The organism is Afipia sp. 1NLS2 (genome assembly GCF_000178995.1).
Lineage (GTDB): Bacteria > Pseudomonadota > Alphaproteobacteria > Rhizobiales > Xanthobacteraceae > Afipia.
Genome location: NZ_ADVZ01000003.1, coordinates 296,654 through 312,439, shown reverse-complemented (window position 1 = coordinate 312,439; position 15,786 = coordinate 296,654). Strand labels below are relative to the sequence as shown.

Below are 15,786 nucleotides of genomic sequence, written 5' to 3'. Positions count from 1 at the left end.
CATCATTGCGGCAACACGCATGAGAAATATTTGTGCATGACGTGATGTGCCGAGGGCTGAACCGCACCCTCGAAACATGTTATTAACCGGCATCGTTTGAGGTCGGCGGCCTGTTGCCCCGTCTTGCGAGAAACCGATGATCTCTTTGCTTGCCAGAGTTCCGCGCCAGATCCGGGCGGGGTGCGCTTTGCCTGCCGCGCTGCTGATGCTGTCAGCGGCGGCGGCGCACGCACGCGCGCAGGACGATGAGTCCAACCAGCCGACGCAGACCAAGGACGAGGCAGCAGCGGATGTACCGGAGCCGACCGCGTTTGAATGGAGTCTGCTGGACCCCTCCATTCCGGTGACGATCGACAAGACGTATAAATATCGTGCGCCCGCGACGCTGTCCGGACCGAGTGCGAACTGGGACCGCACCGAGAAAGACGACGGCGGCTCCGCCGTCACCGTAAAACGGTCGGTGCTGCCGTTCTGGGACACCAAGGTCGGCGCCGACATGAACGTCGCGCCCGATGGCCCCGTTACTTCAGGCGAACTGCTCGCGCGTCAGGCGCAGGGCGATACGACATCGCTGCAATCCGGCGGCAGCGTCTGGGCGACCATGAGCGCGCCCGGCGTCGCCGGCATCTGGGACAAGACATCGCTCAATGCGCGGATCGATCCGTCCGCCGACCAGAACAAGATCGGCACCGCGATCAGCAAGACGATTCCGATTGACAACAACCAGTATGCCCTCACCGTACAGAATGGTTATGCCGTGGCGCAGCCGCTGGATACGCCGATTGCAGGCCTTGGGCCGCGCACGGGCCGCAGCATCGAAGTCGATCGCTCGGCGAAGCTCGAATTCCGCGAAACCGGCACGAGCCTGATCGCAGGCGAGACCCAATCTTCTCTGGATAACAAATGGCTCGGCCGCGTCGGCGCGGAGCAGAAGCTGTTCGGCGGCGTCAGCATATCCGGCACTTATGCCCAGACCGCCGATGGCTTCGACAACAAGAGCCTCACCGCCGGATACAAATATCACTGGTAGCTGCATTCCCGAACGCCGGCGGGAACCCGTTCATTTCGCAATACGATGTAAATGCCATCTTAATGCCAGCGCAGCTGCACCGCCATATCGTCTTGTCCACAAAAGGCGCGGACGATTACCCTACTCCTGCCTCGTTATGGTCACGATCCGTTGAAGTAATGCCGCCTCACCTTCGTCGTGCGGGGGACAACCGCTCGCAGGCCTTGCGAAAAGGAGAAAGCCGATGAACGCCATGCCGTCAGAAAAAATCGAAACCAACGAAATCGACGACAATCTCGCCGCCGTGACCGATGTCGAGGCCGGCATCCGCGATTTCGTCCGCAACGATATCGCCTACTTGCGCAAGACGCCTTCGATCCTGCACTCCGGCGATAGCCCGGATGCGGCCGCCGAGGCCACCGTCAACAACGTCAACACGCTGATCCAGCGTGTCGCCGGCGCATCCGCGAGCGAAATCGATACCCTGATCACCGAGCTCGAGAACCTTCGCGGCTTCATGCATGAAGAGGGTCAGCGCGTGCAGCGTGAGCTGGCGAGCTTCGCCCAGTTGAGCCAGACCGCGATGAAGTCGACCCGCATGATTGCCGACAGCATCGCACAGTGGAAGCGGCCGTCCGAGCAGTAGGACCCCGGTCTCACCCCATGATCGGCAGGGCCGCCCATCCATCCGGTGCGGCCCCGTCGCCGGTTTGAACCTGCCGCGTGTCTCGCGCGACTTAATGAATGCGCCATCCCGGCGCGTCATGCAGGGGTCAAACCGTGAAGATTATTAAACCCGACACCGCGGAGCCGATTCCGCTTCCCTCCTCAAAACAGAACATCGCGATCATCCTGATCCGCTTTGTGCTGTTTCTCGCCATCGCCGTCGTGGTGCTGTCGCTTGCCTACATCAAGTAACCAACGAAAAAGAACGCTGTTGCGGCTTTCTCCGGCGCATGCGCCGTGCGAGAATTAAATCAAACGCAACAGGGGATTTGCGCATGTTTCAGATCAACGATCTTTTCCAGTGGGACCGTTTCATCACGCCAACGATCATCAAGACCTTTTACTGGCTGGTGATTGCGCTCGTCATTCTCGGCGGCATCTCGGGAATCTTCGGCGGGTTGCTGCAGATGGCGATCAGCCCGTTCGCCGGATTCATCATGGTGCTGATGGCGATCGCTGGCGTCGTCGCAGGCGTGGTGTTTTCGCGCATCGCTGCCGAATTCGTGCTGATCGTATTCCGGATCAACGAACACCTCGGCGCGATCCGCGAGCAGGGACGCACCGACACGCAGCCGCGGTTCTGAACCGCAGCACGCCATTTCAATTACGTGTTGAACCGGAAGTGCATCACGTCGCCATCGGCGACCACGTATTCCTTGCCTTCCAGCCTGAGCCTGCCCGCATCGCGCGCCCCCGCTTCACCGCCCAGGGTGACGTAATCGTCGTAAGCGATGGTCTCGGCGCGAATGAAACCCTTCTCGAAGTCGGTATGGATCACGCCCGCGGCACCCGGGGCCTTGGTGCCCTTGGTGATAGTCCAGGCGCGGGCTTCCTTCGGACCGACGGTGAAGTAAGTGATGAGGTGCAGAAGGTCGTAGCCGGCGCGGATCAGGCGATCGAGGCCCGCCTCCTCCAGTTCGAGAGTCGCGAGAAAGTCCGCGCGCTCCTCGCGTGACAGCGTCGCGATCTCGGATTCGATCTTGGCGGAAATCACCACCGCGACCGCGCCTTCCTTCTTCGCATGCTCGAACACGGACTGCGAGAATGCGTTGCCGGTGGCGGCCGCGCCTTCCTCGACATTGCAGACGTAAAGAACCGGCTTCGAGGTCAGGAGACCGAGCATGCGGAACGTCCGCTCCTCCTCCGGCTTGCGCTCGAGAAAGCGCGCGGGCTTGCCGTCACGCAACAGCTTCAGTGCACGCTCGACGAGATCGAGCTGCTCCTTGGAGTCCTTGTCGCCGCCCTTCGCCTTCTTGCTCAAATTATCGACGCGCTTCTCGAGGCTTTCGAGATCCGCGAGCATCAGCTCGGTCTCGATGGTCTCGATGTCCGCGAGCGGCGCGATCTTACCCTCGACATGGGTGATGTCGGAATCTTCAAAGCAGCGGACCACATGAGCCACCGCATCCACCTCGCGGATGGTCGCGAGAAACTGGTTGCCGAGTCCTTCGCCCTTGGACGCGCCCTTCACAAGGCCTGCGATATCCACGAACGTCAGTTGCGTCGGGATGATCTGCGCCGACTTGGCGATCTCGGACAGTTTGTCGAGCCGCGGGTCCGGCACCGCGACCGCGCCGACATTCGGCTCGATGGTGCAGAACGGATAGTTCGCCGCTTGCGCCGCCGCCGTTTCCGTCAGCGCATTGAACAGCGTGGACTTGCCGACGTTCGGCAATCCGACAATGCCGCATTTGAATCCCATGATATCCCCTTGATCGTCAGCGCCAGTTTACTTGTCGCTGGTGTCGTCCTTCGGACCGAAGCCCTTGGCGTCCATCGCAAGATGGACCTTGTTCTGAAACGCAGAGTCTTTGCCCTGCGCAAGCAGCGCGGCGTTATCGGACACGATATCGCACAATGCCTCGACCCAGGGCCGCTCCGCTTTCGCGAAATCGTTCAGCACATGGATGTGCACCAGTTCCTTGACGCCAGGGTGGCCCACCCCCATCCGCACGCGCTTGTATTCGTTGCCGACATGCGACGAGATCGAGCGCAAGCCGTTGTGCCCGGCGATGCCGCCACCGACCTTGACGCGAACCTTCGCGGGCGGCAATTCGATCTCGTCGTGGAACACCACGACATCGCTCTCGCCGAGCTTGAAGAAATTCGCGGCCTCCTGCACCGCGCGACCGGATTCGTTCATGTAGGTCGCGGGCTTCAGGAGAATGACACGCTCGCCGTCCAGCACACCCTCGGAGGTCTCGCCCTGAAAGCGACGGCGCCACGGTGAGAAACCGTGACGCCGCGCCATTTCGTCGAGAACCATGAACCCGATATTGTGCCGGTTGCCTTCGTACTTCGATCCGGGATTTCCCAGTCCGACGAACAGGCGCATGGCGCGGGCAGTCTTCTCTTACTTCTTTTTGTCGCCGCCGGCCGCAGGGGCCTTGGCAGCACCGGCTGCGGGAGCCTTCGCTGCACCAGCCGCGGGAGCCGCAGCACCGGCGGCGGGAGCCGCGGCACCAGCCGCAGGCGCCGCAGCAGCGGCTTCCGCAGCAGGCTTGGCTTCTTCGCCCATGCCCGACGGCGGCACGACGGTGACGAGCGTCACGTCGTCGCGCGAGACCGGTTTCACGCCCTTCGGCAACTGAACGTCGCTGAGGTGCAGCGAGTTGTTGATTTCGAGCTTGGACACGTCGACTTCGATGAACTGCGGAATCTGCTCGACATCCGCCTCGAGTTCGACCGTGTGGTTCACCATGTTGACCGTGCCGCCACGCTTCACGCCCGGAGAAACTTCGGCGCCCTTCACGTGCAGCGGAACGCTAACGCGGATGGTCGCGCCTTTGCCGAGGCGGAGGAAATCGACATGCAGCGGGAAGTCCTTAACCGGATCGAGCGAATAGTCGCGCGGAATCACGCGATGCTTCTGGCCATCGAGATCGATGTTGAACAGCGTGGTGAGGAAGTGGCCTGCGAAGATGTTCTGACGCAGAGCCTTGTCGTCCAGCGAAATCGTGACCGGCGGCTTGTTGTCGCCGTAGATCACCGCCGGCACGCGGCCAGCACGACGTTCAGCCCGAGCGGCCCCCTTGCCGGCCTTCGGACGAGCGGTCGCCTTCAATTCCTTGACGGTCGCCATAGTTGTAAGTCCTTGTTTTTACAAAATTTAAGGGCCGCAAACGCGGCCCGTTCGATCGTCGCGGCAAGCCTCCAGGGGTGCGGGGGCCGCGAACGAGCCGGTTCTTAGCCCCAACGGCCTGAAAAGACAAGGAATGGCGCGCGAAAACCGGGCCGAAACCATTCCAAGGCTCGGGAAACTCCCATCGGCAAAAATCGGCTGAAAGGTAAAATTCTAAGGGTTCCGAAACGGTTTTATCGGAACTTTGCCCTAGGGTTCCGGTGCCGGAAGAACGCCTGGCCCGGCAAAGTGGGGTTCCAGAAGAGGCCAAGATGACGCTTGCATATAGGTCCGCCGCCAGAAGGCGCGTGCTCCTTGCATCCGACCGTAACGACCGCAGCGACGACCTGATCGCCATCCTGACCAAGGCAGGCGAGGTCGAACGCATGACCACCGCCGAGATGCCCGACGATCCGGATAACTATGCGGGCATCGTCATCGACATCGATCTGTCCTCGGTTCCAAGCGTCCAGACGGTTCGCCGCAAACTGACCGGCAAGGCCTATCAGGGCATGCCGCGACTGTTCGTGCTGTCGGATTCATTGCACCGGGAGGCCACCCAGGCATGGTCGCTGGGCGCAACCGACACCATCCGCTGGCCATTCGATCCCAAGACCATCCTGCAGCGCGTTGCCCTCTCTTTCCCGCAAACGGAGGAAGAGACCAGCGCGAGCATCGTGCTCAGCGAAGGAATCTCCGCCGCTCAGGATGTGATGGTCCGCATTTTCGAAAAGCTGCCGGCCGGCATGCCGCTGTCCTACAGCGACATCGTCCATGCCGAGGACAAGATCCTGCGGGCATTGCGCCGCTCAAGCCTGCGCGAATGGCTTGTCGCCATCAACAAGCATCATGTTCGCAGCTACCGTCACACGCTGTTCGTCACCGGCTATGCCGTCGCCTTCGCCCAGCATCTCGGGATGCGCAATGAAGACCAGCGCCGCCTCGCCCGCGCAGCCCTGATCCACGATGTCGGCAAGGCCTACATTCCGGCCGCGATCCTCGACAAACCCGAGGCGCTGACACCGGACGAAGAAGCAGAACTCGCCAAGCATTCGCAGATCGGTCACGACGTGCTCAAGGCGCATGGCGATTTTCCGCCGGAGATGCTCGACGTGGTGCTGCACCACCACGAACTGCTCGACGGCACCGGCTATCCGCAGCAACTGAGCGGTGATCAGATTTCGGATATCGTGCGTATGATCACCATCATCGACATCTTCGCGATGCTGGTCGAGGATCGCGCCGACAGCCCCCCGATGTCGCATCAGGATGCTATCGCGGTGATGGAACGGATGCAGACGCAGATCGACCAGCCCCTGCTCCAGGCGTTCCGCCCGGTGGTGCTGGCGGCGTAACGGCTTTCCTGCTTTCCGCTAGCCGCCGCCGAGCTTGGCTTCGAGCGCGGCGATCCGCGCCTTCAGCGCCTCGTTCTCCTCGCGCGCGAGCCGCGCCATGTCCTTGACCACGTCGAATTCCTCGCGCTTGACGAGATCGAGATCGTTAAGGATCCGCTCGGCCTGATGCCGCACCACTGTGTCGATCTCGCGCTTGACGCCCTGGGCGGCGCCGGCGGCGTCGTTCATCAGGCGCGCGACTTCATCGAAAAAGCGGTTGTTGGTCTGGGTCATCTTCATCTCCGATGGCGGCCACGGCCGGTTCTGAAGCACACAATGGGGATCGAAAGGCGCGGGCGCAAGCCGTCTCGCGGGGCTTTGATGCGATCGCGCCATTAACTTTCCATGCTTGATGGGCATGCTTGACTTCCCCCCATCACAGCGGCCATGACCGCATGACGTGATGATCGTCCACGGGGATCGAACCGCCGATGCTGTCCACCATCCTCCTTACCGCGACGTTCATCCCGCTCCTGCTCCAGTTTCCGGCCTTCGATCCGATCGCGATCAGGCTCGGGCCGCTCGCGATCCGCTGGTATGCGCTGGCCTATATCGGCGGCATCGTCATCGGCTGGCTCTATGCCCGCAGCATCATCCGCACCGAGAAGCTGTGGGGCGGCCGCGCGCCGATGACCACGCTCGATTTCGACGATTTCATTCTGTGGGTGACGCTCGGCATCATTCTCGGCGGACGCACCGGCTACGTGCTGTTCTACAATCTCGATTTCTTCATCGCTCACCCGGCGCAGATTTTTGAATTGTGGAACGGCGGCATGTCGTTCCATGGCGGTTTCCTCGGCTGCGTCATCGCCGTGCTGGCGTTCGGGTATCACCGCAAGATTCCGGTGCTGTCGCTTGGTGATGTCACCTGCGCGGTCGGCCCCATCGGGCTGCTGCTCGGACGGCTGGCAAATTTCGTCAATGGCGAATTGTGGGGCCGGCCGGCCGATCCGACCCTGCCATGGGCGATGGTGTTTCCGACCGGCGGCCCCGTGCCGCGCCATCCGAGCCAACTCTACGAGGCCGGACTCGAAGGCGTGCTGCTGTTCATCATCCTTGCAGTGGCCATTCGCTGCGGCGCGCTGAAGCGTCCCGGACTCATCATCGGTATTTTCGCAACCTGTTATGGGCTTGCGCGCATCGCCGGCGAATTTTTCCGTGAACCGGACCCGCAACTCGGATTTCTGTGGGGCGGTTTGACGATGGGAATGATATTGTCGGCCCCCATGATTGTGGCGGGGCTGACATTCATCGGCGTGGCGTTACGGCGCGGCGCGCGCAACAACGAGGCATCGTGACCGAGATCGAATACACGCCGTTCGAGCTTTATCTGCGCCAGTTGATCGCGACTGCGGGACCGATGCCGGTTTCGCGCTACATGCAGCTCTGCATGACGCATCCGGAATACGGCTATTACGTCAACCGCGATCCGCTCGGCCGTGGCGGCGACTTCACCACCGCGCCCGAGATTTCCCAGATGTTCGGCGAACTGATCGGCCTGTGGGCGGCCTCGGTCTGGAATGCAATGGGCATGCCCGAGCACGTCCAGTTGATCGAACTCGGCCCCGGCCGCGGCACTATGATGGCGGACGCGTTGCGCGCGATCCGGATTCTCCCTGCCTTCTTCGACGCGATCGACGTGCATCTGGTCGAGGTCAGCCCGTCGCTGCGCGCGATCCAACGCGACACGCTCGCGGACGTGAAGCCGTTTCAGTGGCACCATCTGCTCAGCGACGTGCCGGACGGCCCGGCGATCATTCTCGCCAATGAGTATTTCGACGTGCTGCCGATCCATCAGATGGTCAAGAAAGACACCGGCTGGCACGAGCGCATGGTGGACGTCGACGACGATATTTTCGTTTTCACCACCGCGCCCGAGCCGACGCCGCGCTTCGAGGTCTCGGTGCCGCCTCACGTCCGCAACGCACCGAACGGCACGATCTTCGAATGGCGCGAGACCAACGAGATCATGGCGCTCGCGCGCCGCATCCGCGAGTTCGGCGGCGCCGCGCTCCTGATCGACTACGGCCATATCCGCTCTGACGCGGGCGATACCTTCCAGGCCGTCGCCAAACACAAATACACCGATCCGCTGCGTGCGCCCGGCACCGCCGACCTCACCGCCCATGTCGATTTCCAGGCCCTCGCCGATGCCGCGCAATCGATGGGCGTGCTTGCGCATGGCCCCGTCGAACAGGGCACGTTCCTCGGTCATCTCGGCATCGAGACGCGTGCGCAAACGCTCATCAAGCATTCCGCATCGCAAAGCGCGGGCGATGTCGCCAGCGCGCTGAAACGGCTGGTCGAGAGCGGCCCTAAGGCGATGGGCTCGCTGTTCAAGGTGCTCGGCCTGTCGCATCCCTCGATTCCAGCGCTCGCAGCGCTGTCCAATACGCCTTCATGATCGTCACATCGTCATTGCTGTCGGACCTGCCGGGGCTGCGCCACGCCTTCTTCACCCGCGAGGGCGGCGTCTCGCAAGGAATTTACGAGAGCCTGAACGGCGGACTCGGCTCGAAGGATGATCCGGCGCGCGTCAACGAAAACCGCCGCCGCATGGCGAGTGCGCTCCATGTGCAGCCATCGCATTTCCTCACCGTCTATCAGGTGCATTCGCCGGATGTCGCAATCGTCACCGAGCCATGGCCGACGGATGAGCGGCCGCATGCCGACGCGCTGGTAACGCGTACGCCGGGATTGGCCATCGGCATCACCACCGCGGATTGTGGGCCGGTGCTGTTCGCCGATCCGAAGGCGCGGGTGATCGGCGCGGCGCATGCTGGATGGAAGGGCGCGTTCGGCGGCGTGATCGAGGCGACGCTCAACGCCATGGAAACACTCGGCGCGCACAGAACCGACATTCACGCGGCGATCGGCCCGCTCATCCGCCAGCCAAGCTACGAAGTCGGCGCGGAGTTCGTCGAACGCTTCACCGCGACCGATGCCGATAACGCGCGTTACTTCATCCCCTCGTCCCGGCCCGATCACGCGATGTTCGATCTTGCCGGTTTTATCCGCACACGGCTCGAACGCGCCGGGATCGAAGCCATCGGCGACGTCGGCCTCGACACCTATGCCGACCCGCGCTTTTTCAGCTACCGCCGGACGACACACCGCGCCGAGCCCGACTACGGGCGCAACATCCACGCGCTGGTGCTGGATTAACCACGCTCCCACGACCGCCGGTCTGCCCTAGACGTTAATGCATTTTAACGATATCGGTTTGGCCCACGGCGCGACAGACGCCGGTTAGGGAAGCGATTTTTGACGCCTTCAATCCTGACGATGGCAGCGGACAAGCTTGGTTGGGCGAAAAGGCCTTGCCAGAGAAAAACTTTTGCCTGGCTGGCGCTTGGCGCCTTGGCGATGCTGACCGCAGGTTGCACGGCCGAAGGACCCAGCCCGACGGCCTCGCAGGGATTCGGCCCGACCGTCGCCTTTGAATCCGTCGATGGACCGCCACCGCAGGTGTTCCAGCGCCTCGTGAAGGTGCTCGAGACCGAAGGGGCTACCCGCCATATTTCCGTGGTGTCGCGGGAGGCCAACCCGACCTACCGGGTGCGCAGCTATTATGCGGCCCAGGTCAAGCGCGGCACCCATAACGCCTCCATCGCATGGGTCTGGGATGTCTATGCTGGCGACCAGAGCCGCGCCGCCCGCCTCAGCGGCACCGAACCCGCGGGCGCCGCCGGAGCCGATGCCTGGGATGCCGCCAGCGATCAGGTTCTGCGCAGGATTTCTCAGGCCGGCCTCAGCGGGCTGACCAATCTGGTTAATGGCGGCACTGCGCCGGCCCAATCGGCTCCGCCGGTTCCCGAAACGGCGGGTCCCGCGGTGGCGGGCCTGCCGGCCGCCGAGACGCCGGAAACGGGCGCGCCCTCCCAGGCACTGGCCTTCAGCGGCCAATAGATTCCGGGATTCAGCGGGAAAAATAACGCACGTCTTATTGCCAGCGGCGGTATGCGCTTGTTATCACCCCGGCAACTGAAAGAGCCGGGTAAACAGGGGCCTGCCGACATGCTGACGAGCGTAGGAACGAAGACGCGGGACAAAGCCTCTGCGTCGGCGAAGAACGGTTCGATCAAGCTCGTCACCGGCAATTCCAACCCGGCGCTGGCCCAGGCCATCTCCAGCTATCTCGACCTGCCGATGACAAAGGCCGTCGTCCGGCGCTTCGCCGACATGGAAATCTTCGTCGAGATTCAGGAAAACGTACGCGGCTCCGACGTGTTCGTGGTGCAGTCTACGTCCTACCCGGCCAACGACCACCTGATGGAACTGCTCATCATCATCGACGCGCTGCGCCGCGCCTCCGCGCGACGCATCACCGCGGTGATCCCGTATTTCGGCTACGCCCGGCAGGACCGGAAAGTCGGCTCGCGTTCGCCGATCTCCGCAAAGCTTGTCGCCAACCTGATTACGCATGCCGGGGCCGACCGCGTGATGACGCTCGACCTGCATGCCGGACAGATCCAGGGCTTCTTCGATATCCCGACCGACAACCTCTATGCCTCTCCGGTGATGGTGAAGGACATCCGTGACCGGTTCCAGCTTGAGAACGTCATGGTGGTGTCGCCCGACGTCGGCGGCGTGGTCCGCGCACGCGGCCTCGCCAAACGCATCAACGCGCCGCTCTCCATTATCGACAAGCGCCGCGAGCGCGCCGGTGAATCCGAGGTCATGAACGTGATCGGCGACGTCTCCGGCTACACCTGCGTGCTGGTGGACGACATCGTGGACTCCGGCGGCACGCTGGTGAACGCGGCCGACGCGCTGCTCGCCAACGGCGCCAAGGATGTTTACGCCTACATCACCCATGGTGTGCTGTCCGGCGGCGCGGTTGCCCGCATCACCGCATCGAAGCTGAAGGAGCTGGTCATCACCGACTCCATCGAGCCCACCGAAGCGGTGCGCAACGCCCCGAATATCCGTTCGCTCCCGATCGCGACCCTGATCGGCGAGGCGATCGATCGCACCGCTTCTGAAGAGTCGGTGTCGAGCCTGTTCGACTGAACGGCGCCCCTCGCAGCCCTTCCCTTTCTGCCAATCCGGTTTGCATGGCCTCCGCCGCGCGCCGCATCGAGTCATCCGGACGGCACCGGCGGGACTCGCATGACGCGAAATTTTCGCGCCGGAGTCGCAATCGCCGATTTGATTCCGGTTTGTTCTCTTTTCGCCTGTTGATGACTTCATTTTTTTCCCGAATGCCTGTGGAACGAGTCGCCGTTCGATTGCGCCCGAGTCGCAAATCACAGATCAATTCTCGTGCACCTTCGAACGGCCTGAACGACAAAGCCGGTTCGGATTTGTGGCGACGATGATCGTCAAACCGTTTTTGCATCTCGTTCCGCGTGCACCAATCGACAGGATGAAGCCAGCATGTCCCTCTTGGACATCACTCTCGATTCAACACCCAGCCCTCTCACGGTCGTCGAGGAAATCGCGGCCAGTAACGATCTTGCCTTCGAGCGCTCCGGCGAAGACGAAGTCACGATCGTCTACAAGGGCCGCTTCACCGACTATCAGATCTCCTTCACCTGGATGCCGGAGATCGAGGCCCTGCACGTCGCCTGCGCTTTCGACATGAAAATTCCCGTCGCCCGCCGCGCCGAGGTGCAGCGCCTGATCGCATCCGCCAACGAGCAGATGTGGGTCGGCCATTTCGATCTCTGGTCGCAGTCGGGCGTGGTGATGCACCGGCAGTCGCTGCTCCTGCCGGGCAACATGAGCGCCTCGAACGCGCAATGCGAGACGATGTTCGAGACCGCCGTGATGGCCTGCGAGCGTTACTTCCCCGCCTTCCAGTTCGTGGTCTGGAGCGGCAAGACCGCCACCGAGGCAATGTCGGCGGCGATGTTCGACACGATGGGCGAGGCCTGAGCGGCCCTGCCCTCATGCCCGGGCTTGACCCGGGCATCCCTCACAAGACAATTTGCGAAGCGATGATTACTGCGGCCATGCCGCAGCAAGTCCCGAGAGGCTGCTTCGATGACCACATCCACCAATGCACTCGCAAACCTGAACGGCTCCATCGTGCTTGCGGGTGCAGGCAAGATGGGCGGCGCGATGTTGTCGGGCTGGCTTGCGCAGGGCGTGGCCGCCGACAGGCTCGCGGTGATCGATCCTGCACCTTCGGATGACATCACGTCGCTGACCGCGAAGGGCCTGCGCATCAACCCCACGCAGCCGGGTGACGTCGCCGTGCTGGTGATGGCCGTAAAGCCGCAGATGTTCGCGGACGCGGCACCTCAACTGCGTACGCTTGTAAAGCCTGCCACGCTGGTGATCTCGATCATGGCAGGCGTGCCGATCGCGAAGCTATCGCAGGCCTGCGGTGGCAAGGTGGTGCGGGCGATGCCGAACACCCCGGCGGCCATCGGACGTGGGATCACCGTCGCGGTTGCCGCGGCAGGCGTCGGCCAACAGCAGCGCGATATCGCCGATGCACTGCTGAGCGCGACCGGCAGCGTCGAATGGATAGATGACGAAGCGCTGATGGACGCCGTCACCGCCGTGTCGGGCTCGGGCCCGGCTTACGTCTTCCTGCTTGCCGAAGAGCTTGCCCGCGCTGGTATCGCGGCGGGTCTTTCGCCGGAATTGGCCACGCGGCTTGCGCGCGAGACGGTGGCAGGCTCGGGCGAGTTGCTGCATCGCTCGGACCTGACGAGCGAGACGCTGCGCAAGAACGTCACTTCGCCCGGCGGCACCACCGCAGCCGCGCTCGAGGTGCTGATGGGTCCGGGAGGCTTTCAGCCGCTGCTGACGCGCGCCGTGGCCGCCGCGGCAAAGCGGTCCAGAGAACTCGCGAAGTAACTTTTACACCGGCACGCGCACCGCGGCGCGCAGGCCGCCGAGCGGGCTGTCGCCCAGCGTGATGTCGCCGCCATGCGCGCGGGCGATATCACGGGCGATGGCAAGGCCGAGGCCGGTGCCGCCCTCGTCCTGGTTGCGCGCATCGTCGAGCCGCAGGAATGGCTTGAACACTTCCTCGCGCAGATGCAACGGAATCCCGGGGCCGTCGTCATCCACCGTCACCGTGAGCCAGCGGTCGTCACGATAGCCGGTGATGGAAATCGTATCGGCGTGGCGCGCCGCATTCGACACCAGATTGGCCAGACAACGCTTGAACGAGGCCGGGCGCACCGTGACCATCGGATCGCCCTCGAAAGTCACGGTCGCCGGATGGCCGTGGCGTTCCGCGTCGCCACGCAACTCCTCCAGCGCCTGCGCCATGTCGGTCGGCGTCGCCTGTTCGCCGCTGTCGCCGCGCGCGAAGGCGAGATAATCCTCCAGCATGCCGCTCATCTCGTCGACATCCTTGCGCATGCCATCGGCTTCCGCGCCGTCGCCGATCAAGGCCAGTTCGAGTTTGAAGCGGGTCAGGATGGTGCGCAGATCGTGACTGACGCCCGCGAGCATGGTGGTGCGCTGTTCGATGCTGCGTTCGACGCGCTCCTTCATCTCCATGAAAGCCTGCGCCGCACGCCGCACCTCACGCGCACCGCGCGGCCGGAAGTTCGGCGCATCGCGGCCCTTGCCGAAATTCTCGGCGGCATCGGCCAGATGCAGGATTGGCCTGATCTGGTTGCGCAGGAACAGCACCGCGACAATCAGAAGAATCGACGACGTGCCGAGCATCCAGAAGATAAATATCTGCGAGTTCGAGGCATAGGCCGCGCTGCGCTGGGCGTAGACGCGCATCACCGCATCGTCGAGCTTGATGCGTATCTCGACGAGATTGGAGCGGCCCACCGTATCGATCCAGAACGGGCGGCCGATCTGCCGGCTCAGTTGCAGCGACAGCGCCTGATCGAGCAACGAGAAGAACGGCTTCGGGCCCGGCGGCGGCATGTCGTTCGGCGGCAGGAAATCCACCACGAGGCCGAGGCGGGTCTGCGCGATGCGGCGGAGCTGCACGCGATCCTTGTCCTGCGGATAGGTCTTGTAGACATCGATCAGCCCGGAGATGTCCTGCACCACCGCCGCCGACAGACGCCGCGTCACCGTGTTCCAGTGCCGCTCCATGAACACGAACGCGACCACCGATTGCAGGATCACCATCGGCACGATGATGATGAGCAGTGCGCGCGCATAAAGCCCCTTCGGCATCAGTTCCTTGAGGCCGCGGGCGAACCACTCGTTCAGCACCGACATGCCCCGGAGCAAGGGATGCAGCACGGATTTTGCGGACTCGAGCATGCTCATGGCGAGGCGACGAGCCGGTAACCGATGCCGCGCACCGCTTGCAGGAACAGGGGATTGGCGGGATCGCGTTCGATCTTGCGGCGCAGGCGGTTGATCTGGACATCGACCGCGCGCTCGTTGCCGTTGGCGCCATTCCCGGTCAGCGCGCCGCGCGGCACGGTATCACCCGGCGACGCCGCGAGGATACGCAGCATCTCGCGCTCGCGGTCAGTGAGATGAACAACCTCCTCGCCGTTGCGCAATTCGCCACGCTCCAGATGATAGACGTAAGGCCCGAACGCGACCGACTCCACCGTTTCCACCGCGACCGGCGCAACGCGTTTGAGGATGTTGGCGATACGTAGCAGCAATTCACGCGGTTCGAATGGCTTGGCGACATAATCGTCGGCGCCGATCTGCAGGCCTTCGATCCGGCTTTCCGCTTCATGCCGCGCGGTCAGCATGATGATCGGCACCTGCGAGGTTTCGCGCAAGCTCCGCGCGAATTCGAAGCCGGTTTCGCCCGGCATCATCACATCGAGGATCAGGAGATCGAAATGCAGGCCGGTCAGCTTGGCGCGCGCGGCCGCGGCGCTTTTCGCCGTGGTGACGCGATAGCCCTCGTTGCCGAGAAAGCGCGACAGCAGATCGCGGATGCGACGGTCGTCATCCACCAGCAGCAGATGCGGCGCCTCATCGTTGATCGGCTTCAGCCTTTTTGCACCGGCTGCCGTTTCGTTCACGATCTCGTCCTCATGTCCGGGCCGCCGCCTTTGAGTATGACCTCAAGCACCTTGTCGGGATCATCATGATCGATGAGACCGAGCAGGAACTTGCGGACGCTCGAAGCACCCTCCGGGTCAAGCGTCGCAAGCGCGCGGTCGATGCGCCTGGTCTGGAGGCTCGCCAATTTCACCACCAGCGCTTCGCCCTTGGCGGTGGCGAAAAGAAGACGCTGGCGGCGATCGCTGTCGCCGGCCCGCTGGATGATATAGCCCTCGTCGAGGAGTTGCTTCAGGACCCGCCCGAGCGATTGCTTGGTGATGCGCAGAACCTCCAGCAGGTCCGCCACCTTCAGCCCAGGATAGCGCTGGACGAAATGCATCACGCGATGATGCGCGCGACCGAAGCCGAATTCCTCCAGCACATGGTCGGCATCGCCGACGAAATCGCGGTAGGCGAAGAACAGCAGCTCGACGATGTCCCAGCGCACCTCGGGCGGCAGGGATTGGCTGCCCGAAAGCTCGGTTCTGAGAGTTTTCAAATTTATGTCAGCCATGTTGACATATTTTGGTTTTACGTTACAAAGCAGGTGCCTTTCGCGAAACTTTCGGAAAGACTCCGGCGTTCCG

General features: G+C 62.9%; 19 protein-coding genes. 12 read left to right on the top strand and 7 right to left on the bottom strand.

The genetic code is table 11. The features are described from left to right. Positions 1-136 precede the first annotated feature (136 nt). The 4 genes from AFIDRAFT_RS12960 to AFIDRAFT_RS12950 all read left to right on the top strand — a co-directional run bounded on the left by AFIDRAFT_RS12960 (position 137) and on the right by AFIDRAFT_RS12950 (position 2,319). Complete coding sequence (locus AFIDRAFT_RS12960) at positions 137-1,030, top strand: hypothetical protein (RefSeq protein ID WP_009339932.1); 894 nt, start codon at positions 137-139, stop codon at positions 1,028-1,030. A 223-nt stretch (positions 1,031-1,253) separates the two neighbouring features. Then, a complete protein-coding gene (locus AFIDRAFT_RS12955; RefSeq protein ID WP_009339931.1) occupies positions 1,254-1,655 on the top strand; it encodes a hypothetical protein in 402 nt (133 codons plus the stop codon). Between the two features lie 134 nt (positions 1,656-1,789). After that, on the top strand, positions 1,790-1,927 hold the full coding sequence (locus AFIDRAFT_RS20045; RefSeq protein ID WP_009339930.1) for a hypothetical protein: 138 nt from the start codon (positions 1,790-1,792) through the stop codon (positions 1,925-1,927). 83 nt (positions 1,928-2,010) lie between these two features. Next, complete coding sequence (locus AFIDRAFT_RS12950; RefSeq protein ID WP_009339929.1) at positions 2,011-2,319, top strand: DUF4282 domain-containing protein; 309 nt, start codon at positions 2,011-2,013, stop codon at positions 2,317-2,319. A gap of 20 nt (positions 2,320-2,339) precedes the next feature. Here AFIDRAFT_RS12950 and ychF read toward each other — a convergent pair whose 3' ends face one another. From ychF to AFIDRAFT_RS12935, 3 genes are read right to left on the bottom strand one after another with little or no spacing between them, the layout of a single operon-like run. Next, positions 2,340-3,437: a redox-regulated ATPase YchF gene (gene ychF, locus AFIDRAFT_RS12945; protein WP_009339928.1), complete on the bottom strand. Its 1,098-nt coding sequence runs from the start codon at positions 3,435-3,437 to the stop codon at positions 2,340-2,342. 27 nt (positions 3,438-3,464) lie between these two features. Further along, positions 3,465-4,070 carry an aminoacyl-tRNA hydrolase gene (gene pth / locus AFIDRAFT_RS12940; RefSeq protein ID WP_009339927.1) on the bottom strand — a complete coding sequence of 202 codons (606 nt, stop codon included), beginning with the start codon at positions 4,068-4,070 and terminating at the stop codon, positions 3,465-3,467. A gap of 18 nt (positions 4,071-4,088) precedes the next feature. Beyond that, positions 4,089-4,817, bottom strand: coding sequence for a 50S ribosomal protein L25/general stress protein Ctc (locus AFIDRAFT_RS12935; RefSeq protein WP_009339926.1), 729 nt, complete (start codon positions 4,815-4,817; stop codon positions 4,089-4,091). 311 nt (positions 4,818-5,128) lie between these two features. Here AFIDRAFT_RS12935 and AFIDRAFT_RS12930 point away from each other — a divergent pair, with 311 nt between their 5' ends. Beyond that, positions 5,129-6,211 (top strand): HD-GYP domain-containing protein, encoded by a 1,083-nt coding sequence (locus AFIDRAFT_RS12930; protein ID WP_009339925.1) that lies wholly within the window; start codon positions 5,129-5,131, stop codon positions 6,209-6,211. Positions 6,212-6,229: 18 nt separating this feature from the next. Here the strand turns inward: AFIDRAFT_RS12930 and AFIDRAFT_RS12925 are convergent, their stop codons facing one another. Then, positions 6,230-6,484, bottom strand: a complete 255-nt coding sequence (locus AFIDRAFT_RS12925) for an accessory factor UbiK family protein (RefSeq protein ID WP_009339924.1) — start codon at positions 6,482-6,484, stop codon at positions 6,230-6,232. 230 nt (positions 6,485-6,714) lie between these two features. Here AFIDRAFT_RS12925 and lgt point away from each other — a divergent pair, with 230 nt between their 5' ends. The 7 genes from lgt (at position 6,715) to proC (ending at position 13,063) form a co-directional block, all read left to right on the top strand. Then, a complete protein-coding gene (gene lgt / locus AFIDRAFT_RS12920; protein WP_433994119.1) occupies positions 6,715-7,548 on the top strand; it encodes a prolipoprotein diacylglyceryl transferase in 834 nt (277 codons plus the stop codon). Then, positions 7,545-8,654, top strand: a complete 1,110-nt coding sequence (locus AFIDRAFT_RS12915; protein WP_009339922.1) for a class I SAM-dependent methyltransferase — start codon at positions 7,545-7,547, stop codon at positions 8,652-8,654. The genes lgt and AFIDRAFT_RS12915 overlap by 4 nt, the downstream gene beginning before the upstream one ends. Beyond that, a complete protein-coding gene (gene pgeF / locus AFIDRAFT_RS12910; protein WP_009339921.1) occupies positions 8,651-9,415 on the top strand; it encodes a peptidoglycan editing factor PgeF in 765 nt (254 codons plus the stop codon). Before AFIDRAFT_RS12915 ends, pgeF begins: the two co-directional genes overlap by 4 nt. Positions 9,416-9,535: 120 nt before the next feature. Beyond that, on the top strand, positions 9,536-10,159 hold the full coding sequence (locus AFIDRAFT_RS12905; RefSeq protein WP_009339920.1) for a hypothetical protein: 624 nt from the start codon (positions 9,536-9,538) through the stop codon (positions 10,157-10,159). 108 nt (positions 10,160-10,267) lie between these two features. After that, the gene (locus tag AFIDRAFT_RS12900) at positions 10,268-11,263 is read left to right on the top strand and encodes a ribose-phosphate pyrophosphokinase (RefSeq protein ID WP_009339919.1); all 996 of its coding nucleotides are present in this window, start codon (positions 10,268-10,270) and stop codon (positions 11,261-11,263) included. A 366-nt stretch (positions 11,264-11,629) separates the two neighbouring features. Further along, on the top strand, positions 11,630-12,130 hold the full coding sequence (locus tag AFIDRAFT_RS12895) for a type III secretion system chaperone family protein (RefSeq protein ID WP_009339918.1): 501 nt from the start codon (positions 11,630-11,632) through the stop codon (positions 12,128-12,130). 108 nt (positions 12,131-12,238) lie between these two features. Continuing rightward, positions 12,239-13,063: a pyrroline-5-carboxylate reductase gene (gene proC, locus AFIDRAFT_RS12890; protein ID WP_009339917.1), complete on the top strand. Its 825-nt coding sequence runs from the start codon at positions 12,239-12,241 to the stop codon at positions 13,061-13,063. Between the two features lie 3 nt (positions 13,064-13,066). On the opposite strand, the gene AFIDRAFT_RS12885 is transcribed toward proC, so the two are convergent. Genes AFIDRAFT_RS12885 through AFIDRAFT_RS12875 form a run of 3 tightly spaced genes read right to left on the bottom strand, consistent with a single transcriptional unit; the run spans position 13,067 to position 15,713 of the window. After that, positions 13,067-14,404: an ATP-binding protein gene (locus AFIDRAFT_RS12885; protein ID WP_244469224.1), complete on the bottom strand. Its 1,338-nt coding sequence runs from the start codon at positions 14,402-14,404 to the stop codon at positions 13,067-13,069. 47 nt (positions 14,405-14,451) lie between these two features. After that, complete coding sequence (locus AFIDRAFT_RS12880; RefSeq protein WP_009339915.1) at positions 14,452-15,177, bottom strand: response regulator; 726 nt, start codon at positions 15,175-15,177, stop codon at positions 14,452-14,454. Beyond that, positions 15,174-15,713, bottom strand: a complete 540-nt coding sequence (locus tag AFIDRAFT_RS12875; RefSeq protein WP_009339914.1) for a MarR family winged helix-turn-helix transcriptional regulator — start codon at positions 15,711-15,713, stop codon at positions 15,174-15,176. The genes AFIDRAFT_RS12880 and AFIDRAFT_RS12875 overlap by 4 nt, the downstream gene beginning before the upstream one ends. Between the last annotated feature and the right edge of the window lie 73 nt (positions 15,714-15,786).